The organism is Streptomyces echinatus, from assembly GCF_014203595.1.
GTDB lineage: Bacteria > Actinomycetota > Actinomycetes > Streptomycetales > Streptomycetaceae > Streptomyces > Streptomyces echinatus.
Genome location: NZ_JACHJK010000007.1, coordinates 441,227 through 464,538, shown reverse-complemented (window position 1 = coordinate 464,538; position 23,312 = coordinate 441,227). Strand labels below are relative to the sequence as shown.

The window sequence follows — 23,312 nt, the reverse complement described above, 5'->3', positions numbered from 1 at the left end:
CCCGGGCCGCACGAGAGGCCCTAGGGGGCGACCAGTCTGCGGGCCGCCTCCTTGATGGAGGTCCGCAGGCGGTCGCGGTCGCTGTCCTGCGTACCGGCGAGGATCCGCCGCATCTGCGGGACCACGGTCATCCAGTTCGTGAGCGCGGTCAGCAGGATCAGCAGGTCGCCGGCCGGGATCGCGTCCGTGATGACGCCCCGGGCCTGGCCGTCCTCGATGGCGGTGACCTTGCGGGCGTAGTGGTCCTGGCGGGCCGGCTCGTCGGGGAGTTCCGCGCTGCCGTACTCGATGCCCTCCCAGAAGAGGAGGCGGAGCAGTTCGGGGTGGGCGGCGTGGTAGTCGAGGAGGCGGTCCACCCAGCCGTCGATGTCGTCGGGGTCGACGGGCACGGCCGACGCCAGGTCGACCATGCACCGGCCGAGGACCTGGGTGAACAGCTCCGCCTTGTTGCCGAAGTAGGCGTAGATCAGCTGCTTGTTGGCCTTGGCCGCCGCGGCGATGCGGTCGATGCGGGCACCCGCGATGCCGTGCCGGGAGAACTCGGCGACCGCCGCCTCGAAGATGCGGGCCTTGGTGGCCTCGGGGTCCCTCACTGCTGCCATGGGGACAGGGTAGGGGCCCGGGCACAGGTAACCAACTATTTGGTTGACGGGAATGCCGGCGGCCGTGCACGCTGTTGGCGTCTATCAACCAACCAGTTGGTTGTATGAGTCGGCGCCTAAGGAGTATCCGCGCTCATGCCGTCAGCCACCACCACCCGCCAGGCAGCCGAGGTCCGGCCCCCCGCCCCCGAACGGCCGGCCTCCGGCTCCCTCTTCCTCCTGCTCATCGCCGTCTGCACCGCCGTGACGGCCGCCAACATCTACCTCGCGGCCCCGCTGCTCCCCCTGATCGCCCACGACTTCGGCACCACCGCCTCGGCCGTGGCCTGGATCGCCTCGGTCGCCCAGCTCGGCTACGCGGCCGGACTGCTCTTCTTCGCGCCCCTCGGCGACCGCGTCGACCGCCGCCCGCTCGTCGCCTGGCTCTCCGTGGCCACCGCGGCGGCGCTGCTCCTCGCGGCCGTGGCTCCGGGCACCGCGGCCCTCGCCGCGGCCGTCTTCGTCGCCGCCGCGGCCACCGTCGTCCCCCAGCTGCTCGTCCCGCTGGTCGCCGCGCGCGCCCCGGCCGACCGGCGCGCCCGTCATGTCGCGGCCGTCATCGCCGGGCTGTTCACCGGCATCGTCGCGGCCCGCGTCCTCGGCGGGCTCGCCGGCCAGGGCTTCGGCTGGCGCTGGGTGTTCGCCGGGTCCGCCGTGCTGACCCTCGTCCTGGGGCTGGCCACCGCCCTGGCCCTGCCGGCCGAGCGGCCGGTGCGGCAGGGCGGACTGTTCTCGGGCGTCGCGGAGCTGCCGGGGCTGCTGCGCCGCTCGCCCGGCCTGTGGCGGGCGTGCGTGCGGCAGGCGGGGATGTTCGGTGCCTGGAGCGCCCTGTGGACCTCGCTCGCGCTGCTGCTGACCGGTCCCCGTTACGACCTGTCCACCGCGACCGCCGGGTTGTTCGGACTCTTCGGCCTGACCGCCAGCGCGGTGGCGCCGCTGGCCGGCGGCCTGGTGGACCGGTTCGGCGCGGCGCGGGTCGTCGGCACCGCCTATGCGCTGGCCGGCGTCGCCGTGCCGCTGTTCTGGCTCGGCGGGCACGTGCTGCCCGCGCTGTTCGCCGCGGCCGTCGCGATCCACGCGGCCCTGGTCGCCTCCCATGTCGCCAACCAGACGCTGGCCCTGACCACGACCTCCGCACCGGCCACCGCCAACACGGCCTACGTCGTCTCCGGCTTCGCCGGCGGCGCCCTCGCCTCGGCCGTCGCGGGCCCCGCCTTCGAGCACTGGGGCTGGGCCGGGGTGTGCGCGGTGGCGGGGCTGTGGCTGGTGCTGGGCTGGGCGGCCACGGCCGGGCGGGGCGCACGGCGGTGACCCCGGGGGCCGGGTGGCCGGGTGCGGCCACCCGGCCACCCGGCCCCGGCGCTCACGGGACCGGACGGACGAGGAGGGCGGGACGGCCGTGCCGCCCCGCTCCCTCAGATGCTGGTGACGTCCAGCTCGCCCTCCGCGTACTGCCGGCGCAGCACCTTCTTGTCGAACTTGCCCACGCTCGTCTTCGGCACCGACTCGACGACCGTCCAGCGCTCCGGGAGCTGCCACTTGGCGATGCGGCCCTCCTCGGCGAGGAAGGTGCGCAGGGTCTCGAAGTCCGCGGTCGCGCCCGGCCGGAGGACGACCGTGGCCAGCGGGCGCTCGCCCCACTTCGCGTCGGGTACGGCGACCACGGCGGCCTCGGCTACGTCCGGGTGGGACATCAGCGCGTTCTCCAGCTCGACCGAGGAGATCCACTCGCCGCCGGACTTGATGACGTCCTTGGCGCGGTCGGTGAGGACGAGGAAGCCGTCGGCCGAGATCGTGCCGACGTCACCGGTCTTCAGCCAGCCGTCCGCGCTGAACTTGTCGGCCGGGCGCAGCGGTTCGGCGTCGGGGCCGTTGTAGTAGGCGCCCGCGATCCAGGGGCCGCGCACCTCCAGCTCGCCGGCCGACTCGCCGTCCCAGGGCAGGCGTTCGCCGCCGGGACCGGTGAGGCGGGCCTCGACGCCGGTCGGGAAGCGGCCCTGGGTGAGGCGGTAGCCGAACTCCTCGTCGGTGCCGACCGCGTGGGCCGGCGGGCGGGCCACCGTGCCCAGCGGGGAGGTCTCCGTCATGCCCCAGGCATGGCAGACCCGCATGCCCAGCTTGTCGAACGCCTCCATCAGGGACGGCGGACAGGCCGAGCCGCCGATCGTGACCTGGCCGAGGGTGGAGACGTCCCGGGGGCGCGCGGTGAGTTCGCCGAGCAGGCCCTGCCAGATGGTCGGGACGGCCGCCGCGTGGGTGGGCCGCTCCCGCTCGATCATCTCGGCGAGCGGGGCCGGCTGCAGGAAGCGGTCCGGCATCAGCATGTGGACGCCGGTCATGAAGGTGGCGTGCGGCAGGCCCCAGGCGTTGACGTGGAACTGCGGGACGACGACGAGCGAGGTGTCCTGGTCGGTCAGGCCCATCGACTGGGTCATGTTGACCTGCATGGAGTGCAGGTAGATCGAACGGTGGCTGTAGACCACGCCCTTGGGGTCGCCGGTGGTGCCGGAGGTGTAGCACATGGCGGCGGCCTGGCGTTCGTCCAGCTCCGGCCAGTCGTAGGCGGTGGGCCGGCCCGCGATCAGCTCCTCGTACTCGTGCACCCGCGCGCCGCCGCCCGCCAGCGGGGCGCGGTCGCCGGGCCCGGCCACGACGACGTGCTCCAGCGTCGGCAGCTTCGGCAGCAGCGGCGCGAGCAGCGGGATCAGCGAGCCGTTGACGAGGACGACCTTGTCGGCGGCGTGGTTGACGATCCACGCCAACTGCTCGGCCGGCAGGCGCAGGTTGAGCGTGTGCAGCACCGCGCCCATGGACGGGATGGCGAAGTACGCCTCGACGTGCTCGGCGTTGTTCCACATGAGCGTGGCCACCCGGTCGTCGCCGGTCACCCCCAGCTCGTCGCGCAGGGCGTGTGCGAGCTGGGCGGCCCGGTCCCCGATCTCGGCGAAGGTGCGCCGGTGCGGCTCGGGCTCGCCGGTCCAGGTGGTCACGCGCGACGATCCGTGGACCGTGGACCCGTGGGTCAGGATCCTGGAGATCAGCAGCGGTACGTCCTGCATGGTGCTCAGCACGGAGTCCTCCCGGGCGACATTGCCTACGCGGTGGTAGAGGTTGCGCTGATTCTGCGCACATACCACGCGGTATGTCACTAGGGAGCGCGTCACTCCGTGCGAGGGAAACCGTCCTGACGGGCCGGCACCAGGTCCGGGTCCTCGCGCAGTTTGCCCAGCGCCCGCGACACCGCCGACTTCACCGTGCCCACCGACACGCCGAGGACCTCGGCGGTCTGCGCCTCGCTGAGGTCCTCGTAGTACCGCAGCACGACCATCGCCCGCTGCCGCGCCGGCAGCCGCAGGACCGCCCGCCACATGGCGTCGTGCAGCGCCTGCCGCTCGGCCGGGTCGTCGTCGCCCGCCACGGGCTCCGGCTCGGGCAGCTCCTCGCAGGCGAACTCGTCCACTCTGCGCTTGCGCCACTGCGAGGTGCGGGTGTTCACCAGCGCCCGGCGCACATAGCCGTCGAGCGCCCGGTGGTCCTCGATCCGCTCCCAGGCCACGTAGGTCTTGGCGAGCGCGGTCTGCAGCAGGTCCTCGGCGTCACTCGGGTTCGCGGTCAGCGAGCGCGCCGTGCGCAGCAGGACGGGCTGGCGGGCTCGCACGTACGACGCGAACGACGGGTAGACGGGCGTCCCGCCGCGCGGGCGGAGCCGGGCGTGGGAGTGGCCCTGCCGCCCGGGTGCGGCGGCGTCCGAGGCGCTGGTGCAGACGGGTGTGGTCATGCCTCCACGCTAGGAGCGGCCCCACCGCCGCGGATCGGCCGCAGGTCCCGAAGCGGAGTCCCCCTCAGGTTGTAGGGGTGGGGCTGACTGCACCTCCTGAAGGTGGACGGCGGCTCCGACCCGTCTGCGGGTCGGACCCTGAAGGCTCAGCCGTCCGACGTCAGGACCAGCCCCGATGTCGGCACCCCGGTGCCGGCCGTCACCAGGGTGCGGGCCGCCCCCGGTATCTGGTTGACGGCCGTGCCCCGCAGCTGGCGGACCGCCTCCGCGATGCCGTTCATGCCGTGCAGGTACGCCTCCCCGAGCTGACCGCCGTGCGTGTTGAGGGGCAGCCGCCGCTCGGCCGTGAAGTCCGCCGCCTCCCCCTTCCCGCAGAACCCGAACTCCTCCAGCTGCATCAGCACGAACGGGGTGAAGTGGTCGTACAGGATCCCCACGTCGATCTCGTCCGGGCCGAGGCCGGAGGTGCGCCACAGCTGGCGGGCCACCGCGCCCATCTCCGGCAGGCCCGTCAGGTCGTCCCGGTGGAAGCCGGTCATCTGCTCCTGCGCCCGTCCCGCGCCCTGGGCCGCCGCCGCGATCACGGCGGGCGGCCGCGGCAGGTCCCGGGCCCGCTCCAGGGAGGTGACGACGACCGCCTGTCCGCCGTCGGTCTCCTGGCAGCAGTCGAGCAGGCGCAGCGGTTCGGCGATCCAGCGGGACGCGGCATGGTCGGCGAGGGTGATCGGGCGGCCGTGGAACCAGGCGGCCGGGTTGGTCGCCGCGTACCCGCGGTCCACCACGGCGACGTGCCCGAACGCCTCCGGCGTCAGCCCGTACGCGTGCAGGTACCGCTGGGCGGCCATCGCCACCCAGGAGGCCGGGGTGAGCAGCCCGAACGGCAGCACCCAGCCGAGCGCCGCCCCCTCCGCCGACGGCTCCCGGTGCTGCACGCCCGCGCCGAACCTGCGGCCCGACCGCTCGTTGAAGGCCCGGTAGCAGACCACCACCTCCGCCACGCCCGTCGCCACCGCGAGCGCCGCCTGCTGGACGGTGGCGCAGGCCGCCCCGCCGCCGTAGTGCACCCGGGAGAAGAAGGACAGCTCGCCCATCCCGCACGCCTGGGCCACGGTGATCTCCGGGCTGGTGTCCATCGTGAACGTCACCAGGCCGTCCACGTCCGCCGGGGTGAGCCCCGCGTCGTCGAGCGCGGCCCGCACGGCCTCCACCGCCAGGCGCAGTTCGCTGCGCCCGGAGTCCTTGGAGAACTCGGTGGCCCCGATGCCGGCGATCGCCGCGCGTCCGCCGAGGGTGTCCCGGGTGCGCAGGCTCATGGGGTGGCCTCCTCGGCGGGGAGTGTCACGGTCACCGTGCCGGTCACGTGTGTGCCGAGGCCGTTGGTCCCGGTGACCCGGACGACCGCCGTGCCGCCGTCGGTCGCCTCGACGCTGCCGGTCAGCACCATCGTGTCCCCCGGGTGGTTGGGCGCCCCCAGCCTGATGGAGACCTTGCGGAGCACCGCCGTCGGGCCGAAGTGGTCGGTGACGTACCGGCCGACCAGGCCGTTCGTCGTCAGGATGTTCATGAAGATGTCCGGCGTCCCCTTCTGCCGGGCCAGCTCCGGGTCGTGGTGGACGTCCTGGTAGTCCCGGGAGGCGATCGCGCCCGCCACGATCAGCGTCCGGGTCACCGGGATCTCCAGCGGCGGCAGCCGGTCGCCGGCCCTCACCGGTTCACCGCCTCGAACACCGGCAGCGTCAGCTCCTCGTCGTACCGGCGGAACACGAGCCGCACCGGCAGCCCGATACGCACCTTGTCGTACGGCACGCCCACCACGTTGCTCACCATCCGCACCCCCTCGGCGAGTTCGATCAGCGCGACCGCGTACGGGGGGTCGAAGGCCGGGAACGGCGGGTGGTGCATCACCACGTACGAGTGGACCGTGCCCTCGCCGCTCGCCTCCACCGTGTCCCAGTCCGGGCCGCCGCAGCTGTTGCAGCCGGGCAGCCAGGGGTGGCGCAGGGTGCCGCAGGCCGTGCAGCGCTGGATGAGGAGCCGGTGTTCGGCCACGCCCCGCCAGAAGCCGGCGTTGTCCCGGTTGACCACGGGGCGGGGCCGGGGCGTCCGGGGGGCACGGGGGGCGGGGGCGTACTTGAGGACGCGGAAGCGGTGGGTGCCCACGGGCTCGCCGTCCACCCGTACCTCCATGCGGGTGGTGACGAAGTAGCCCGTGCCCAGCCTGGTCGCCTTCCGGGCGGAGACCTCCTCGATCACCGTGTGGAACGTGACCTCGTCGCCCGGCCGCAGGGGCCGCAGGTACTCCTGCTCGCAGTCGGTGGCCACCACGGAGGTGCAGCCCGAGGCGTCCAGCAGGCCGAGGAGTTCGTCGTACGCCCCGGCGCGGCCCCGGTGTCCGGTCAGTCCGCCCATCGTCCAGGCCTGGAGCATGGTGGGCGGGGCGACGGCGTCCGGGCCGGTGTAGGCGGGGTTCGTGTCGCCGAGCGCCTCGCACCAGTGCCGGATCATGGCCGTGTTCACCGGGTCCTTGCCGACACCGGCGACGGCGGCCGGACGTCCCTCGAACTCCTTGAGCCGTGCGCCCAGTTCGTCGTACGCCTGATCGCCGCTCACGCCACCACCCCCTGGCTCGGACCGGTTTCTGACTGTCCGTCAGATCGTGGGGGGTGTCAAGGCCGGACGGCTCCCACCGCCACCGGAAAACGCCGGCGCGGCGGCACCGAAGTGCCGCCGCGCTGACGTGTTACGACCCCGAAGCACACCCACTGAAGGCCCTCCCCACGAGGACCCTCAGCCGACGGTCACCACCACAGGTGGGTGAAGTCGATGGCGACGTTCTCGTTGCCCTGCTGGATGGCGGTCCACGCGGAGCCGTTGACCTGGGCGGTATTGCTCTGGTTCGAGGCACCGGAGCCGGCCGCGTTCTGGTTCGTGGTGGACGAGTTGCCGTTGTTGTCGCCGACGACCCCGCTTCCGAGGACGGACGCCACGCCCGCGTTCGATCCGTCGTCCGCGATGGCGCCGTTGTCCGCCGACGCGACACCGCTGAAGAGAGCGGCTGCGAGCGGAAGGGCGGAGACGGCGGCGATGACGCGGGCGGTACGGATACTTGCCATGTTGTTTCCTCCAGAACCAAGCACTGGCACCAAGGCAGTTGGCCGACCGCCTTGACTGTCGTGGACGACGTCGCGCAACCAGAGTTGCCCACCGAATCCCCGGCGAACCACCTCGGAAGCCCTGATTCGCACGCAAGCGTGATGACATGTCGATAAACCCTCATCGTCATCTTTAGCCATCTCTCACCCCAGGCCGGGGCAGTACGGATTTCCGGCCCTCAAGCGGCACAGGGGATGAATCGTTCCGGCGCTTTTCCGGCCAATCCGCCCGGCTCCGGCGCGTCGCCGGGAGTCGCCCTTCCCTTTTTCGAACACAAGTACGAACATGGAGTCATGGCCACCACCGACCGGCAGGCCACGACGCTGGCCCTCGCGCACGCCCTGTCCGCCGCCGAACGCGGCCTGGCCGTCATCCCCCTGTCCCGGACGAAACTCCCGGCCCTGCGCTCCCCGCACCGCGACGACCCGGACCCCACGCCCTGCCACGGCGAGTGCGGTCGCTTCGGGCACGGTGTGTACGACGCCTCCACCGACCCGGCCCGCATCCGCCGGCTGTTCGCCGCCGCCCCCTGGGCCACCGGTTACGGCATCGCCTGCGGGCTGCCCCCGTACCACCTGATCGGCGTCGACCTGGACACCAAGTCCGGCACGGACTCCTCGGCCGCCCTGCGCGAACTGGCCCTGCGCCATCTGTTCACGATCCCGGAGACGGTGGTCGTGCTCACCCCGAGCGGAGGACGCCATCTGTGGCTGACCGGCCCGCGGGACACCGCCGTACCGAACTCGGCCGGCCGGCTCGCCCCCGGCATCGACATCCGGGGCGCCGGCGGCTACCTCGTGGGCCCCGGCTCCCGCACCGACCACGGCGTCTACACCACCGCCCCCGGCACCGCCCACCTGGCGCCCGCGCCCTGCCCGCCGTCCCTGCTCCGCCTCCTGCTGCCCCCGCCACGCCCCCACCACCCGGCTCCGCCCGCCCCGGGCGACCACGGCCGCGGCCTGGTCCAGTTCGTGCTCGGCGCACACGAGGGCCAGCGCAACACCCGCCTGTTCTGGGCGGCCTGCCGCGCCTACGAGAACGGCATCGGCCCGGCCCTGACGGCCCCCCTGACCGAGGCGGCCCTGCACACCGGTCTGTCGGAACGCGAGGCCCGCGCGACGATCGCGTCGGCGGCCCGGATGACGGGACACCGGCCCGCCGAGCAGGAGCCGTGACCGGCCGCCCGGCGGCTGGACAGGCGCTGCGGCGCGATGGCTCTTACGATCCGATCGTGACGGACATACCGGATGAACTGATCAGGCTGGAACGCACCGCCGAAGAGGAACGCGCCCGCCTGGCGGGCCTCACCGGCGACGCGTACGAGGAGCAGCGGCGCCGCTTCTGCACGGCCTCGGACGCGGTCCGGGCCGCGATCACGGCGCACGCCGAGGCGACGGGGGCCGACCCGCGCGAGGTCGAGCAGGCGGTACGGCAGGCCGTACGGCAGACACAGGAGGACCCGGCCGTCGAGTAGCGGGACGGCCCCACGACCCGGCAGCACACGACCGAGAAGGGGTGTCCCGTCCGGGACACCCCTTCCGACCGTCGCACGGAGCTGCCGTGCACGACGGCGAGCGCTCCCAGCGGTGGACCGAGCGCGAGGTCGCCGTCCGACCCGTCGACCAGGCAGGAGGCCCCGCCGATGGGGGGCCTCCCGCCATGAGAGAGCGCCGCGCACGGCCACGGCGTGCCTGGCACCGCGCCGAACCGGGGAGTCCTCACCCCCTGCGCGGCCCCCTCCCGGGCGGCGCGGGGGGACTTTGCGCCGGCGGGCCGGACCGAGCCGAGACAGCCTGCCCGCACGCGGAAGAGGCGCCCCTCACGGCGGGACGCCTCTTCCGACCAGCACATCTATGACCTCTGCGGAGGCGGTGGGATTTGAACCCACGGTGACATCGCTGCCACGACGGTTTTCAAGACCGTTCCCTTAGGCCGCTCGGGCACACCTCCCCGCGCCGCCGGAGTCCGGCGACGCGGGTACACATTACCGGCCCGCCACCGGGTCGCGGGGCCGTGGTCGCCCTCCCGGCCCGCCACCGGGCCGTTCGAAGCGGGTCACGAGCGGCGCTCGCGCCGTCGTCCGGGTCAGCTGTCGCCCTCGCGCGAGCCCAGCGTCATCGAGACCGAGTGCTCCTGGCCGCCCCGCTTGTAGGTGACCGCGACCTTGTCGCCCGGCTTGTGGGTCCAGATCTCGCCGATCAGGGTGGGGCCGCTGTCGATCACGTGGTCGTCGAGCTTGGTGATGACGTCGCCGGGCTTGAGGCCGGCCTTGTCCGCCGGGCCGCCGGACTCGACCGCCGCGGCACCGCCCGTGCCCTGGTCGGTGATCTTCGCGCCGTCGGTGGACTCCTCCAGGGAGACGGAGGCGCCGATCCTGGCGTACACCGGCTTGCCGGTCTTGATCAGCTGCTGGGCGACGTACTTGGCCTGGTTGATCGGGATGGCGAAGCCCAGGCCGATCGACCCGGACTGGCCGGCGCCGAAACCGCCGCTGCTGGAGGACTGGATCGCGGAGTTGATGCCGATGACCGCGCCCGAGGCGTCCAGCAGCGGGCCGCCGGAGTTGCCCGGGTTGATGGACGCGTCGGTCTGCAGGGCGCTCATGTAGGACGCCTTGCTGGTGGAGCTGCCGTCGCTGGAGGCCACCGGACGGTTCTTGGCGCTGATGATGCCCGTCGTCACCGTGTTGGACAGGCCGAAGGGGGCGCCGATGGCGATGGTCTCGTCGCCGACGGCCACCTTGTCGGAGTCACCGAGGGCGAGCGGCTTGAGGTCGGAGGGGGCGTTCTTGAGCTTGACGACGGCGACGTCGTACCCCTGCGCGTGTCCGACGACCTCGGCGTCGTACTTCCTGCCGTCCGGGAACGTGGCCGTGAGCTTGCCGCCGTCGACCGCGTCCGCCACCACATGGTTGTTGGTGACGATGTGGCCCTGCGTGTCGAAGACGAACCCGGTCCCGGTGCCGCCCTCGCCGTTGGTGCTCTCGGCCTCGATGGTCACCGTGCTGGGCAGCGCCTTGGCGGCCACGTGGGCGATGGTGCCCGGCGCGCGCTTGACCTGCGTGGCGCTGTCCGAGGCGGAGACGGTGGTGGAGCCACCGCCGTCGCTGTCCTTGGCCAGCGTGTAGCCCAGCCCGCCGCCCAGGCCGCCCGCGACCAGCGCGGCCACCAGGACGGCCGCCACCAGACCGCCGCGACCGTTGCGCGGCTTGGGGGCGGGCTGCTGGTACGAGGCTCCCCAGCCGGCGCCCGGGCCGCCCGGGCCGGCGCCGTCGCCGTAGGCCGGGGTGGCCGGTGGCGGCGGCCAGGTGCCGTCGGGGGCCGGAACCGGCTGGTAGGCCACGCCCTGCTCCGGGGCCGCCGGGCTCTCCTGGGGCACGGGCGGGAGCGGCGCCGTCGGCGGGTTCCCAGCGGCCGCGGGGCCCTGCGGGGCGGTTTCGGGAGAGCCCACCGGCACGGGAGGTGCGGACGGCGCCGGGGGGACCGCGTTGCCCTCGTTCTCGGTGCTCACAGCTCTTCTCCTCGGTCCACGCCTGTTGTCATCGCCTGTTGTCATCGCCTGTTGTCATCGGTCGCACTGGTCTGCGTCCAGCTTTTCCCACGGGCCGTCAGAGCACCATAAGCGGTGCCTGTGGGTCCGGCAGTCCTCTTTACATAGGATGTACCGCGACCTCTAGGGCAAAAGTTACATAAGCGGGCGGGGGTGCGCGCCCCCGTTCGTCGCACGGACGTATCCGCGCAGCCCCGTGTACCCGGTGACGATGGCACCATGACGCGGTGACCCACGCACCACAGCACACCCTCCAGGTCGTCGCCCACCGAGGCGCCTCCGAGGACGCCCCCGAGCACACCCTCGCCGCCTACCGGAAGGCGATCGAGGACGGCGCCGACGCCCTGGAGTGCGACGTACGACTGACCGCCGACGGCCATCTGGTCTGTGTCCACGACCGGCGGGTGAACCGTACGTCCAACGGCCGCGGCGCGGTCTCCGCGCTGGAGCTGGCCGACCTGGCCGCCCTCGACTTCGGCTCCTGGAAGACGCGCGAGGCCTGGCGCGGGCGGGACGAGGAGCCCGACTGGGAGCACCGGCCGGAGGACCGCGAGGAGACCTCCGTACTGACCCTGGAACGGCTGCTGGAACTGGTCGCCGACGCCGGGCGGCGGGTGGAACTGGCCATCGAGACCAAGCACCCCACGCGCTGGGCGGGTCAGGTGGAGGAGCGGCTGCTGACGCTGCTGAAGCGGTTCGGCCTGGACGCCCCGGCCTCCGCGGCCGAGTCACCGGTACGGATCATGAGCTTCTCGGCCCGTTCGCTGCACCGCGTGCGTGCCGCGGCGCCGACGCTGCCGGCCGTCTATCTGATGCAGTTCGTCTCGCCCCGGCTGCGCGACGGGCGGCTGCCCGCGGGCGTGCACATCGCGGGCCCCTCGATCCGCATCGTGCGCAACCACCCCGCCTATGTGGAGCGCCTGAAGCGGGCCGGCCACCAGGTCCACGTGTGGACCGTGAACGAGCCCGAGGACGTCGACCTCTGTGCCGAGCTGGGCGTCGACGCCGTCATCACCAACCGCCCGAGCGCGGTGCTGCGCCGACTGGGCCGCTGAGACCACCGGTCCGCGACCCGACGGATCCGGCCATACCGGTCACGGCCGGGCGGCGTTCGTCACGGGGAGTGCTCCGGCGCGTTCGTTCCGTATACCGCCGCGTCGAGTGCGTCACCGGAAGAGGATTGGCCGGTTTCCGGTACAGGCCAAAGGGGCATCCACACCGTGGCGTGGGGCGAAGGAGGTCTCGGGGGTGGCGTTGGTGGTGGCACAGGAAGTGCCGACGTCGTCGAGCATGGCCGTACCCCACGGCCCTGCGGGCGTGGGGAAGGCGCGGCACCGGATGCGGGCGCAGCTGCGCAGCGGTGGCGTATCGGAACCGGTCATCGACGATGCCGTGCTGATCCTTTCCGAACTGCTGAGCAATGCCTGCAAACACGGGCGGCCCCTGGGGAACGCTCCGGCCGGGGACGGCGACGTCCGCGCCGCATGGCGGGTCGACACGCGCGGGCGGCTCATCGTGGAGGTCACGGACGGCGGCGGGCCGACCCGCCCGGCGCCCGCCACGCCGTCGGTGACGGCACACGGCGGCCGCGGGCTGAACATCATCACGGCCCTGGCCAACGACTGGGGCGTCCGGGACGACGTCCTGGGCGAGGTGACGGTCTGGGCACTGGTCCACGAGGACGTCCACGATCCCGACGCGGGGTGCCGCCGCGACGCGTTCGCTACGCGCGTCACCCGGCCGGGGGCAACGGAGTTGCCGCTCACGGACCTCGCGCTGCCGGACATGAGGGCCTCGCACCTCGCGCTGCCCGGACCGCCGGCCCCGGACCTGACGCTGCCGGACCTGTCCGGCCTGGACTTCGCGGACGTGTTCGAGGACCTGGACTGACCGAGGAGGGCCGGGCGGCACCGCCGTCCGGTGCACACCACCGGCGTCGAGCGCGCGTGCGTTGTCCACAGGTTCCCGTCGGCCATGGCCCGAACGGCTAGGCTCCCGCCGTACGAGAAGAGCCGTAACCGGGAGACACCCACCATGGCCAAGAAGCGACCCCAGACGAAGGCCAAGCCGCAGCTGATCGACGGGGAGATCCCGGTTGTCGGCGCCCGCGAACCCTGCCCCTGCGGCAGCGGCCGGCGGTACAAGGCCTGCCACGGGCGTGCGGCCGCGCACGCCTCGACCGAGCTGGTGCACCGCCCGTTCGAGGGAGTACCCGGCGAGTGCGACTGGGTCGCGCTGCGCGAGCTGGTCCCCGCCGCGACGGCCGAGCTGCCCCTGAAGGAGGGCCTGCCCGAGGGCGTCCCGTCGGTCACGCTGGCCACGGTGCTGCCGATGGCCTGGCCCGCCCTGCGCCGCGACGACGGCTCGGTCCTGATCGGGCTGCAGAACGACACGGCGTCCGGCGACCTCAGCCGCGACCTCGCCGACACGCTGCTGCGCGCGCTGCGGGCCGAGCCCGGCACGCCGGTGCAGGGCCGCCGCGCCCCCACCGACGGCCCGCGGCTGCAGGACCTGCTGGACCCGGAGGGCGCCTTCGAGCCGGTCGTGCACGACGGCTTCGAGTTCTGGGTGCCGGACGCGGAGAACGCCACCCCGGAGGTGTCCGCCTCCCTGGAGCGGGCCAACGCCGCCGCCATCCCGACCGTGAAGCTGTCCGGTGTGGACGCCGCGTACTGGTGCGAGACCCCGGAGAAGAACCACCTGCGCTGGGTCATGCCGCATCCGGAGGAGCAGCTTCTGGACGCTCTCGCACGGCTGCACGCCGCGGGCCGCTCCAGCCTCGGCGAGGGCACCCGCCTCGTGGGCTCCTTCCGTGCTCACGGCCTCATCGTGCCGGTCTGGGACCTGCCGAGCGGGGTCTCGGCCGAGGACGTGGAGAAGCCGGCCGCCGAGTTCGCCGAGCGGCTCGCCGCCGCCCTCGCCGTCCAGGAGCCGCTCACGCCGGAGGAGCGCCGGGCGCGCGGCGGGCTGACCAACCGGCAGGTCACGCTCAGCTGAGGCGCCGGACGGGGGGTGTCACGGCTGACTGGTCGGTCAGCCGTGACACCCGGCCGCACGGCAGGTGACTCCTGTCACAACTCGCTGTTCTGACATGGAATTCGGTGTCCGAATTGCCAAGACGGAATTTGCGAACCGCCGATCTCTTGTTACCGTTCCAGTAGCCCGGTTGCTGGTGCATCCCCCGTCGCCAGCAACCGGGCCTTTCCATGTCCGCGTCCGGTGGACAGCGCGCTGCGGAACGTCAACTCCCTTACTGTTCAGGGGAGTTACTGCCGGAGCGGAGCAGCAGTGCCCCCTCCGCGCCGCGCTCGGCGAACTCGGTGACGGCCGTGTAGGCATCCGGTCCACCGCGGCTGTGCTCACGCGGTGTCTCACAGGTGGCGGGCTCGTCGTCGGCCCCGGTGACGCAGTGCGTCCGTACGGTCCGGGCGTCCGGCCCCATCAGGCTCAGCACGGAGTCCAGCGACGTGCCGGTGGCGTTGCGGTAGTAGGTGCGCGCCCAGGTGTCCGCCCCCTGCGTCAGCACACAGGTCTGCGCCTCGATGCCGTCCGGCGAGGTGAGTTCGGGGCCGCAGCGGGCGGCCGTGGCGAGCCCGATGCCGAGCAGGAAGGGGGAGCGGCGGGCGGTGTCCGCGCCGGTCTTGGCGTCGCCCCGGGGGGCGGCCGGTCCGGCGGCCCGGGAGGCGTCACCCACCTGGCCCGCGGACGCCACGGCCAGCGGCAGCGCGACCACGCCCGTGACGACACCCGCGAGGGCGAGCAGACGGAGCTTTCGGGGGTCCCGCCCGCCGCGGGGCGGCTGTGGGGCTCGGTGGCCGCCGGAATGACGCAGCATGCCCGGAAGACTACGAGCCGGCGCGGCCGTCACCCCCCGTCCGCGCCGGACACCCCTACAACTCGGGTGCGCTCACACCCGTACGAGTGAGGGCGTCCACCACGGCGTCCACCACGGCCTCCACTCCGGGCACCCAGGGGGAGGCCGAGCCGGGCAGCGGGGCACGCTCCCAGCGGACGGCGCCCTGGCCTGTCTCGGAGGGGGGCAGGGCGAGATAGCCGCCCGTGCCGTGGAAGCGCAGGGAGCCGGGGACGAAGTCCTTGGCGTAGAGCAGCTCGCCGAGCTGCTCCATGGAGTACGGCTGCACGAGCAGCGCCCAGCGGGTCGGCGAGGCGATCACCGGCCCCAGCCGCATGCCGCGCCGGTCGAGCAGGGCGAGGGCACGGGAGGCGGCGAGCGCCGGCAGGCTCACCGCGCAGGGCGCCGTGCCGCCCGTGGCCATGACGATCGGGGCGCTCGGCCGGTTGGTCCACCACCAGCGCACCATGCGCGGGTCGGTGGTGGCCGCGAGCAGGCCGGGGTCGAAGGGGTGGGCACCGGGCACCGTGCACTCCGGGTCGGGGCAGGCACAGCGGGCCCGCCCCTGCGGGTCCGGTGCCACACCGGGGAGTACCGGCCACTGCCATTCCGCCGCGAAGGTCAGGGCCGCGCCGATCAGCTCAGGCCTGTCGCCGTTCCGCCTGGACAGAAGCCTGCGTCGCCTTCCGAGGATCTCGCGCATGAGCGCTCGTTCCTTTCCGTTGCACCGCTGGCAACACCGTGGGCCACATCACACCATGTGTCGATCACTTCACTGTGCGTATCTCATGGCGCATCACACCCCCGCGCATGGCATGGGGAACCCCTAGGGGTCGAGCGTTGGCCGCGTCCGCGTCCGTAGTGCGTCCATCAAAAGCACGGCTGCGGCGCGGGGGTGGCGAAGTCTGGCGTTTTGCCGTCGCGCGTATTTCTCTCCGCCTCCGCCACGGGAGGATGGGGCTCGGCCGTCGGTGGCTATGACGCCCGGGTCCGTCGCCAGGTTCCGGGCGGCCCCCAACCACCCCTGGCCTTCTCCGAGTACGTACCCATCACGACCGCTGTGACGCTCTGTGGAGCTAGGCCAGTCGACCGCAGTGGACCGATACCTAAGGCAGTTTTGAGCCAACTTGGCAGTAAGGCAAGGGGTTCGGGAAAAACCCTCGTCCGCCCCATGGACACCAGGAATCCCCGCAGGACAATGCTGGACATCCCCTTACGAGTGCGTGTACATGTGGAGACACTGCTAGCGGCGCAGAATGACATGGGGGTTTGCGATGCTTCTGTGCAATAGGCACCGGTCTGAGAGCCGGACGCCATGAACGCCCCGCATCCCTCGAAAGTGGCCGGAATCGATCCCACACTTCCCACTCCCGCACACACTGTCGCGCCTGCCCCTCCCGCCCCGGGCGCCGGTCCCGCCCCGGTCCCCGCGCCGGGCGCCCCCGCCCCCGGCACCCTCCTCCAGGACCGGCTGGCCGGCTGGGTCTCCGATCTCACGACCCTCCACGAGCTCACCGAGCGCCTCTCCCGCACCAACGCCCTCGACCCCGCCCTGCACGAGCTGCTGCGGGCCGGAGCCGCCCTGGTCGGCGCCCGCCGCGGCCTGGTCGTCCTGGAGCCCGCCGACGGCCTCGGCCCCCGCACCACCCTCGGCCTCGGCCTCGGCCGCGCCGACCTCGGCCACATCGAGACCGTGCCGCGCGGCGCCCTGCCCTACGACACCGGCGGCACCGCCGAGATCGTCCACTGCGACCTGCTCGCCGAGGACGGCCTCGACCCCCGCCACCGCGAAGTCGCCGCCCGCCTCGGCTACGCCGCCAGCTACGCCCTCCCCCTCGCCACCGACTCCGCCGGCCGCCTCGGCGCCGCCGTCTGGCTCTACGACGAACCGGCCGAGCCGCACGAGCGGCAGCGCCACCTCGCCGGCCTCTACGTCCGGCACGCCACCGAGCACCTCGCGCGGCTGCTCGAAGTGGAGCGCACGCGCGCGTGCGTGGCGACCCTCACCGAGGAACTGCTGCCCTCCCGGCTGCCCCGGGTGGCCGGCGTGCAGCTCGCCGCCCGGCACCGCACGGGCGCGCGCGGCGGCGGCGACTGGTACGACGCCCTGCCGCTGCCGGACGCCGCGCTCGGCCTGTCCGTCGGCTCCGTCACCGGCTCCGGCCCCAGCGCGGTGGCCGCCATGGGCCGGCTGCGCGCCTCCCTGCGGGCCTACGCCGTGATGGAGGGCGAGGACCCGGTCGCCGTCCTGTCCGATCTGGAGCTGCTGTTGCGGCTGACCGAGCCCGCCCGCTCGGCCACCGCCCTGTTCGCCTACTGCGAGCCCGCCCTGCGCAAGATCACCCTGGCCGGTGCCGGGCACAGCCCGCCGCTGCTGATCGGCGAACGGCGCACCGAGTTCGCCGAGACCTCCGTCTCCGCGCCGCTCGGCATGCTCGCCTGCTGGGAGGCGCCCAGCGTGGAGATCCAGGCGGAGGCCGGGGAGACGGTGCTGCTCTACACCGACGGGCTGCTGCACCGTACCGGCGACCCGATGGACCGCGCCTTCGCCCGGCTGCACGCCGCCGCCACGAGCGTCCCGCGCGCGGTGCGGCACGATCCGGGAGCGGTCGCCGACCACGTCCTGCGCACGGTCCTGCCGGACGGCCCCGACGCCGGGGCGCCCTCCGGCCGCGGACGCGCGGGAGCGGGGGACGACAGCGAGGAGGACGTGGTGCTGCTGGCGGCCCGCTTCGACTGAGCCCCGGCCTGGCCCCGACCGGGCCGGGGCGCCGGCGGTCGGCATGACCGGGCATAACAGATCATCCGGACCCGTTCCCTACCGGTACGACCGTACGATGATGGAGGTCCCCGCTCGGCCACAAGCAGGAGCGCGCGGGCCCCGGGGGAGATCAATGGCGTATCGAGGAGGATCACGTGTCCGACGAGCTCAACCCGGCTGTGCCCGACTCCGCTACCGCGGAGGGCCCGGAGACCGAGGCCGAGGAGACCGTCAAGCAGCGCAAGAACGGCCTGTACCCGGGAGTCTCCGACGAGCTGGCCGAGAACATGAAGTCCGGCTGGGCCGACACGGAGCTGCGTGACCTGGAGCCGATCGAGCAGGCCGGGCACACCGCCCGCCGCCGTGCCGCGCTCTCCGCCCGCTTCCCGGGCGAGCGCCTGGTGATCCCGGCGGGCAACCTGAAGACCCGCTCGAACGACACCGAGTACCCCTTCCGCGCGTCCGTCGAGTACGCGTACCTCACCGGCAACCAGACCGAGGACGGCGTCCTGGTGCTGGAGCCCAAGGGCGACGGCCACGAGGCGACGATCCACCTGCTGCCCCGCTCGGACCGGGAGAACGGCGAGTTCTGGCTCTCCGGCCAGGGCGAGCTGTGGGTCGGCCGCCGCCACTCCCTCACCGAGTCCGCGGCGCTGTACGGCATCCCCGCCTCCGACGTGCGCGAGCTGGCCGACACGCTGCGCGAGGCCACCGGCCCGGTCCGCGTGGTGCGCGGCCACGACGCCGGCGTCGAGGCGGCCCTGACCGACAAGGTCACCGCCGAGCGCGACGAGGAGCTGCGCGTCTTCCTCTCCGAGATGCGGCTGGTCAAGGACGAGTTCGAGATCGGCGAGCTGCAGAAGGCCGTCGACTCGACCGCGCGCGGCTTCGAGGACGTCGTGAAGGTCCTGGACAAGGCCGAGGCGACCTCCGAGCGCTACATCGAGGGCACGTTCTTCCTCCGCGCGCGCGTGGAGGGCAACGACATCGGCTACGGCTCCATCTGCGCCTCCGGCCCGCACGCCTGCACCCTGCACTGGGTGCGCAACGACGGCCCGGTCCGCTCCGGCGACCTGCTCCTGCTGGACGCGGGCGTGGAGACGCACACGCTCTACACCGCGGACGTGACCCGCACGCTGCCGGTCAACGGCACCTACAGCGAGATCCAGAAGAAGATCTACGACGCCGTGTACGAGGCCCAGGAGGCCGGTATCGCGGCCGTGAAGCCGGGCGCCAAGTACCGCGACTTCCACGACGCCGCCCAGCGCGTGCTGGCCGAGAAGCTCGTCGAGTGGGGCCTGGTCGAGGGCCCGGTCGAGCGCGTCCTGGAACTGGGCCTGCAGCGCCGCTGGACGCTGCACGGCACCGGCCACATGCTCGGCATGGACGTCCACGACTGCGCCGCCGCGCGGACCGAGACGTACGTGGACGGCGTCCTGGAGCCGGGGATGGTGCTGACGGTCGAGCCGGGCCTGTACTTCCAGGCCGACGACCTGACGGTCCCGCAGGAGTACCGGGGCATCGGCGTCCGGATCGAGGACGACATCCTCGTGACGGAGGACGGCAACCGCAACCTCTCCGACGGGCTGCCGAGGCGCTCCGCCGAGGTGGAGGCGTGGATGGCCGCGTTGAAGGGCTGATCCGAAGTCCGATGGCCGGGTACCGGAAGGTGCCCGGCCATTTCGTCTGCCGGGGGTTCGTGGCCGGCCGCACGGCAGCAGAGCCTCGCGCCTCGCCGGAGGCGCGGGCAGTGACGGGGGTGGAGACGTGGACGACGGCTTCTGGTCCGGTGTCGGGGTGGACCTGCGGCTCGAACCCGACGCGGCGGACGGACGCCGGGTCGGACTGGAGCGCGCGCTGCGGGACGCCGTGCGGGACGGGCGGCTCACCCCCGGCACCCGGCTGCCGGCCACCCGGCGCCTCGCGGCCGACCTCGGTATCTCGCGCGGCACCGCCAAGGCCGCCTACGACCAGCTCGTCGCCGAGGGCTATCTGACGGCACGGCAGGGCTCGGGGACCCGGGTCGCCGAGCTGCCCGCCGTGCGGACGGAGGAGCCGGGAGCGGCCGCACACGCGCGTGCGCCGCGTTTCGACCTGCGCCCCGGCAGCCCCGACGTCGGCGCGTTCCCGGCGGCGGCCTGGCTGCGGGCAGTGCGCCGCGCCCTGGCGACGGCCCCCTCACCGGCGTACGACTACGGCGACCCGCGCGGCCGGATCGAGCTGCGCACCGCGCTCTCCGGTTACCTGGGCCGGACCCGCGGGGTGCTCGCGCCGCCGGAACGGATCGTCGTGACCTCCGGGTACGTGCAGGGCCTCGCGCTGCTCACGCGCGTGCTGGCCGGCGCCGCCGTCGCCATGGAGGATCCCGGGCTGCCCTTCCACCGGGAGGTGGTCCGGCACAACGGCGGAACGGTCCTGCCGGTCCCGGTCGACACCCGCGGGGTGCGTCCCGAGGAGCTGGGCGGGGCGGCGGCCGTGGTGGTCACGCCGGCCCACCAGTACCCGACCGGGGTGACCCTGCACCCCGAGCGGCGCCGGGCGCTCACCGACTGGGCCCGCGCGCGGGGCGGACTGATCGTCGAGGACGACTACGACGGCGAGTTCCGCTACGACCGGCAGCCGGTCGGCGCCCTGCAGGGCATGGCACCGGACCACGTCGTCTACCTGGGCACCGCCTCCAAGACGCTCGGCCCCGCGCTGCGCCTCGGCTGGATGGTGCTGCCGCCGCGGCTGGCCGGCGCGGTCGCCGAGGCCAAGCTGCACAGCGACCACCACACCGAGACGATCGGCCAGCTCGCCCTCGCCGAACTGATCGACAGCCACGCCTACGACCGCCATGTACGCGCGTGCCGGCTGCGCTACCGGCGGCGCCGGGACCAGCTGCTGGACCGGCTCGGGGCACGGCGGAGCGTGCGCGGGATCGCGGCCGGGCTGCACGCGCTGATCGAGGTGCCGGACGAGGCGGGGGTGCTGGCCCGCGCGGAGGCGGAGGGCCTGGCGCTCGGCGCCCTCGGCGAGCACTGGCACACCCCCGGTACCGGCCGGCCACAGGGCCTGGTCGTCGGCTACGGCACGCCCCGGGAGCGGGCCTACCCGGAGGCGCTGGAGGTGCTGGCGAAGGTCCTGGAGACCACGGGCTGACCCGGATCCCGCGCTACGCCGTGAGCAGGGAGGGGTCCTTCTTCCACTTGAGGATCTTGTCGAAGCTGACCACCGTCCCGGACCGGCCGGGCTTGGCCCCGATGTGGACGTGGTCGGCGAGCTCACCGATCAGACAGAGGCCGCGCCCGTGCTCGGCGTCCGGCCGGGCGGGCCGCAGGTCCTGGGTCCGGGTGAAGCCGGGGCCGGAATCGGCCACCTCGATCCGGCACTTCTCCCCGTCGAGGTACGCGGTCACCCGGTAGGCCTCCGAGGTGCCGGACGCGCGGTTGCCGCCGTGCTCCACCGCGTTCGCGCAGGCCTCGCTCAGGGCGACCGACAGGTCGTAGGAAATCTCCGGGTCGACGCCCGCCGTCTCCATCGTGCCGATCAGCAGCCGCCGCGCCAGCGGCACGCTCGCGGCCTCGCGCCGCAGATGGAGTGACCACCAGATGCTCATGCTCCAGCCTCCTGGCCGCGGCTCGACATACCGTTACGTATTGCCGCCCGTAGGCGGCCGTAAGCACTCCGTTGACGTGACGCCGCCCATACGGCCGATGCGCGGTGGGAGGAATCGGTGTATGAGGGACGGCTCAGACGACCTGCCGTACACGGCCGGTGAGCACAGTGGGATGATGAGCCCGCCATGACTGCCCCCCACCCGCGCACGGCGCGACCCGGAGCCGGACTCCGGATTCTGCGGGCCGCGGTGTTCGCCGCGGTCTGCGTCGTGTTGGCCGCGGGCGGGCACACCCTGGCCTCCTGCGCGGGCGTGCCGCTGTGGACGCTCGTCGCGGGCTTCCTCGGCTCCCTGGTGCTCGTGGTCCCGCTCGCCGGGCGGACCCGGTCGCTGCCGGGCATCGCGGTGCTTCTCGCCGTGGGCCAGGCCGTGCTGCACACGCTGTTCGGGCTGGGCGGCCACGCGGCCATGGCCTCGGGCGGGATGCCGATGGGGGCCATGAACGTCACCCGGCCGACCGGGTTCACGGGCGTGCTGAGCGACAGCGCGCTGGTCGAACAGGCCACGCGGCTGGTGTGCGGGGCGACCCCGGCGGCCCTCACCCCGGGGCACGCCTTCCGGCTGCTGCTCGGCGCGCGTCTCATCGACCGTTCCGGTCGGCCGACGGCCACCCTGCAGCACGTGCACGACGCCACCGGCGCCTCGGCCGGCCTGCTGCCCTCGCTGCCGATGCTGCTCGGCCATGTGCTCGCGGCGGTCGCCGCCGGCTGGCTGATGCGCCGCGGGGACCTGGCCGTACTGCGGCTGTTCGAGCTATCGGCGCATGGAGTCACGGAGGGGGCGCTCGTACGGTCCCTGCGCGCCGCGCTCGCGCTGGCACGCGCCCTGTGCGCCGGTCTGCTGCCCGTCACCGGGCCCGGCCCGCGCGCCCCGCGCCGCGACCGGGACGACGCTCCCGCCCCGCACACCGCCGCACTCCAGCACACGGTGATCCGGCGCGGTCCGCCCGCCGCCGCGTTCCTCCTCGCCGCCTGACACGACGCGACCACCACTCCAGCGGCTCCGGAAACGGAGAACCGGACAGGAGGGCCGCCGTCGTGCGGCGCGCGCGTGCGCACATCGGGCCGGGTCACCACGAGTGATACCTCCCCGCGCACGCGTACTCCTGATCAGCACCGGAACTCACTCGGAGTGGAGTACTCCTGCCATGAAGGCTTCTCGTATCGCCGCCGCCACCGTCGTCGCCGGCTCGGCCGTCCTCGCCCTGTCCGCCCCCGCCTTCGCGCACGTCAGCGTGCAGCCGGAAGGCACCGCGGCCAAGGGCGGTTACGCGGTCGTCGACTTCAAGGTCCCGAACGAGCGCGACGACGCCTCGACCACCAAGATCGAGGTGAACCTGCCCGCCGACCACCCGCTCGCCTCGGTGATGCCGCAGCCCATCCCCGGCTGGAAGGTCGCCGTCACCAAGTCGAAGCTGGCCAAGCCGCTGACCATGCACGGCGAGAAGATCGACGAGGCCGTCACCAAGGTCACCTGGACCGCCGACGGCAAGGGCATCGAGCCCGGCTACTTCCAGAAGTTCCCGCTCTCCCTGGGCGCCCTGCCCGAGGACGCCGACCAGCTGGTGTTCAAGGCGATCCAGACCTACTCCAACAAGGAGGTCGTGCGCTGGATCGAGGTGCCCCAGGAGGGCCAGGACGAGCCGGAGAACCCGGCCCCCGTCCTGGAGCTGTCCGCCGCCACCGACGACCACCACGGCTCCGCGAGCGCGGCCGGCGCCGACGACAAGACCGACAAGACCGGCAAGACCGAGAAGACGGCCGCCGCCGAGGACTCCGACAGCGGCACCGACACCACCGCGCGGGTGCTCGGCGTGGCCGGCATCGTCATCGGCGTCGCGGGCGTGGCCTACGGGATCTTCGCGGGCCGTCGCCGGACCACCGCCTGAGCCTTCGTTCCGCAGCGCGCACCGGGCGTCG

At 73.3% G+C, this 23,312-nt stretch carries 22 protein-coding genes and 1 tRNA gene; 11 read left to right on the top strand and 12 right to left on the bottom strand.

Annotation, left to right across the window (positions count from 1 at the left end; genetic code table 11):
• Positions 1 to 20: 20 nt before the first annotated feature.
• On the bottom strand, positions 21 to 602 hold the full coding sequence (locus FHS34_RS21945) for a TetR family transcriptional regulator (protein ID WP_184967981.1): 582 nt from the start codon (positions 600 to 602) through the stop codon (positions 21 to 23).
• A 135-nt stretch (positions 603 to 737) separates the two neighbouring features.
• Here FHS34_RS21945 and FHS34_RS21940 point away from each other — a divergent pair, with 135 nt between their 5' ends.
• Positions 738 to 1,952 carry an MFS transporter gene (locus tag FHS34_RS21940; RefSeq protein WP_184967979.1) on the top strand — a complete coding sequence of 405 codons (1,215 nt, stop codon included), beginning with the start codon at positions 738 to 740 and terminating at the stop codon, positions 1,950 to 1,952.
• A gap of 104 nt (positions 1,953 to 2,056) precedes the next feature.
• Here the strand turns inward: FHS34_RS21940 and FHS34_RS21935 are convergent, their stop codons facing one another.
• From FHS34_RS21935 to FHS34_RS21910, 6 genes are all read right to left on the bottom strand, one after another.
• Positions 2,057 to 3,712, bottom strand: coding sequence for a long-chain fatty acid--CoA ligase (locus tag FHS34_RS21935; RefSeq protein ID WP_184967977.1), 1,656 nt, complete (start codon positions 3,710 to 3,712; stop codon positions 2,057 to 2,059).
• An 89-nt stretch (positions 3,713 to 3,801) separates the two neighbouring features.
• Positions 3,802 to 4,419 (bottom strand): SigE family RNA polymerase sigma factor, encoded by a 618-nt coding sequence (locus tag FHS34_RS21930; RefSeq protein ID WP_184967975.1) that lies wholly within the window; start codon positions 4,417 to 4,419, stop codon positions 3,802 to 3,804.
• Between the two features lie 146 nt (positions 4,420 to 4,565).
• Positions 4,566 to 5,732 carry a lipid-transfer protein gene (locus tag FHS34_RS21925; protein ID WP_184967973.1) on the bottom strand — a complete coding sequence of 389 codons (1,167 nt, stop codon included), beginning with the start codon at positions 5,730 to 5,732 and terminating at the stop codon, positions 4,566 to 4,568.
• Positions 5,729 to 6,127, bottom strand: a complete 399-nt coding sequence (locus FHS34_RS21920; protein WP_184967971.1) for a MaoC/PaaZ C-terminal domain-containing protein — start codon at positions 6,125 to 6,127, stop codon at positions 5,729 to 5,731. The genes FHS34_RS21925 and FHS34_RS21920 overlap by 4 nt, the downstream gene beginning before the upstream one ends.
• On the bottom strand, positions 6,124 to 7,029 hold the full coding sequence (locus FHS34_RS21915) for a bifunctional MaoC family dehydratase N-terminal/OB-fold nucleic acid binding domain-containing protein (RefSeq protein WP_184967969.1): 906 nt from the start codon (positions 7,027 to 7,029) through the stop codon (positions 6,124 to 6,126). The genes FHS34_RS21920 and FHS34_RS21915 overlap by 4 nt, the downstream gene beginning before the upstream one ends.
• A gap of 188 nt (positions 7,030 to 7,217) precedes the next feature.
• Positions 7,218 to 7,532, bottom strand: coding sequence for a hypothetical protein (locus FHS34_RS21910; RefSeq protein ID WP_184967967.1), 315 nt, complete (start codon positions 7,530 to 7,532; stop codon positions 7,218 to 7,220).
• Positions 7,533 to 7,865: 333 nt separating this feature from the next.
• On the opposite strand from FHS34_RS21910, the gene FHS34_RS21905 reads away from it, so the two are divergent.
• The gene (locus FHS34_RS21905) at positions 7,866 to 8,747 is read left to right on the top strand and encodes a bifunctional DNA primase/polymerase (RefSeq protein ID WP_184967965.1); all 882 of its coding nucleotides are present in this window, start codon (positions 7,866 to 7,868) and stop codon (positions 8,745 to 8,747) included.
• Between the two features lie 56 nt (positions 8,748 to 8,803).
• Positions 8,804 to 9,046 (top strand): hypothetical protein, encoded by a 243-nt coding sequence (locus tag FHS34_RS21900; RefSeq protein WP_184967962.1) that lies wholly within the window; start codon positions 8,804 to 8,806, stop codon positions 9,044 to 9,046.
• Positions 9,047 to 9,435: 389 nt separating this feature from the next.
• Here FHS34_RS21900 and FHS34_RS21895 read toward each other — a convergent pair.
• Both FHS34_RS21895 and FHS34_RS21890 read right to left on the bottom strand, forming a co-directional pair.
• Positions 9,436 to 9,522, bottom strand: a tRNA-Ser gene (locus tag FHS34_RS21895).
• A 135-nt stretch (positions 9,523 to 9,657) separates the two neighbouring features.
• Positions 9,658 to 11,082 (bottom strand): S1C family serine protease, encoded by a 1,425-nt coding sequence (locus FHS34_RS21890; protein ID WP_184967960.1) that lies wholly within the window; start codon positions 11,080 to 11,082, stop codon positions 9,658 to 9,660.
• Between the two features lie 266 nt (positions 11,083 to 11,348).
• Between FHS34_RS21890 and FHS34_RS21885 the strand changes: the two genes are divergently transcribed.
• The 3 genes from FHS34_RS21885 to FHS34_RS21875 all read left to right on the top strand — a co-directional run bounded on the left by FHS34_RS21885 (position 11,349) and on the right by FHS34_RS21875 (position 14,118).
• The gene (locus FHS34_RS21885) at positions 11,349 to 12,176 is read left to right on the top strand and encodes a glycerophosphodiester phosphodiesterase (RefSeq protein ID WP_184967958.1); all 828 of its coding nucleotides are present in this window, start codon (positions 11,349 to 11,351) and stop codon (positions 12,174 to 12,176) included.
• Positions 12,177 to 12,282: 106 nt separating this feature from the next.
• Positions 12,283 to 13,011: an ATP-binding protein gene (locus FHS34_RS21880; RefSeq protein WP_184967956.1), complete on the top strand. Its 729-nt coding sequence runs from the start codon at positions 12,283 to 12,285 to the stop codon at positions 13,009 to 13,011.
• Between the two features lie 144 nt (positions 13,012 to 13,155).
• On the top strand, positions 13,156 to 14,118 hold the full coding sequence (locus tag FHS34_RS21875) for a DUF5926 family protein (protein ID WP_184967954.1): 963 nt from the start codon (positions 13,156 to 13,158) through the stop codon (positions 14,116 to 14,118).
• Between the two features lie 253 nt (positions 14,119 to 14,371).
• On the opposite strand, the gene FHS34_RS21870 is transcribed toward FHS34_RS21875, so the two are convergent.
• Positions 14,372 to 14,956, bottom strand: a complete 585-nt coding sequence (locus tag FHS34_RS21870) for a hypothetical protein (RefSeq protein WP_225817452.1) — start codon at positions 14,954 to 14,956, stop codon at positions 14,372 to 14,374.
• A gap of 55 nt (positions 14,957 to 15,011) precedes the next feature.
• The gene (locus tag FHS34_RS21865) at positions 15,012 to 15,677 is read right to left on the bottom strand and encodes a bifunctional DNA primase/polymerase (RefSeq protein WP_184967952.1); all 666 of its coding nucleotides are present in this window, start codon (positions 15,675 to 15,677) and stop codon (positions 15,012 to 15,014) included.
• A 612-nt stretch (positions 15,678 to 16,289) separates the two neighbouring features.
• On the opposite strand from FHS34_RS21865, the gene FHS34_RS21860 reads away from it, so the two are divergent.
• The 3 genes from FHS34_RS21860 to pdxR all read left to right on the top strand — a co-directional run bounded on the left by FHS34_RS21860 (position 16,290) and on the right by pdxR (position 20,876).
• Positions 16,290 to 17,714 (top strand): PP2C family protein-serine/threonine phosphatase, encoded by a 1,425-nt coding sequence (locus FHS34_RS21860; protein ID WP_184967950.1) that lies wholly within the window; start codon positions 16,290 to 16,292, stop codon positions 17,712 to 17,714.
• Between the two features lie 176 nt (positions 17,715 to 17,890).
• Positions 17,891 to 19,375 (top strand): aminopeptidase P family protein, encoded by a 1,485-nt coding sequence (locus FHS34_RS21855; protein WP_184967948.1) that lies wholly within the window; start codon positions 17,891 to 17,893, stop codon positions 19,373 to 19,375.
• A 127-nt stretch (positions 19,376 to 19,502) separates the two neighbouring features.
• Positions 19,503 to 20,876 (top strand): MocR-like pyridoxine biosynthesis transcription factor PdxR, encoded by a 1,374-nt coding sequence (gene pdxR / locus FHS34_RS21850; protein WP_184967946.1) that lies wholly within the window; start codon positions 19,503 to 19,505, stop codon positions 20,874 to 20,876.
• Positions 20,877 to 20,889: 13 nt separating this feature from the next.
• Here the strand turns inward: pdxR and FHS34_RS21845 are convergent, their stop codons facing one another.
• Positions 20,890 to 21,333: an ATP-binding protein gene (locus FHS34_RS21845; RefSeq protein WP_184967944.1), complete on the bottom strand. Its 444-nt coding sequence runs from the start codon at positions 21,331 to 21,333 to the stop codon at positions 20,890 to 20,892.
• Between the two features lie 186 nt (positions 21,334 to 21,519).
• Between FHS34_RS21845 and FHS34_RS21840 the strand changes: the two genes are divergently transcribed.
• Both FHS34_RS21840 and FHS34_RS21835 read left to right on the top strand, forming a co-directional pair.
• Positions 21,520 to 22,368: a hypothetical protein gene (locus FHS34_RS21840; protein WP_184967942.1), complete on the top strand. Its 849-nt coding sequence runs from the start codon at positions 21,520 to 21,522 to the stop codon at positions 22,366 to 22,368.
• A gap of 172 nt (positions 22,369 to 22,540) precedes the next feature.
• Positions 22,541 to 23,281: a YcnI family copper-binding membrane protein gene (locus tag FHS34_RS21835; RefSeq protein ID WP_184967940.1), complete on the top strand. Its 741-nt coding sequence runs from the start codon at positions 22,541 to 22,543 to the stop codon at positions 23,279 to 23,281.
• The last annotated feature ends 31 nt before the right edge of the window (positions 23,282 to 23,312 follow it).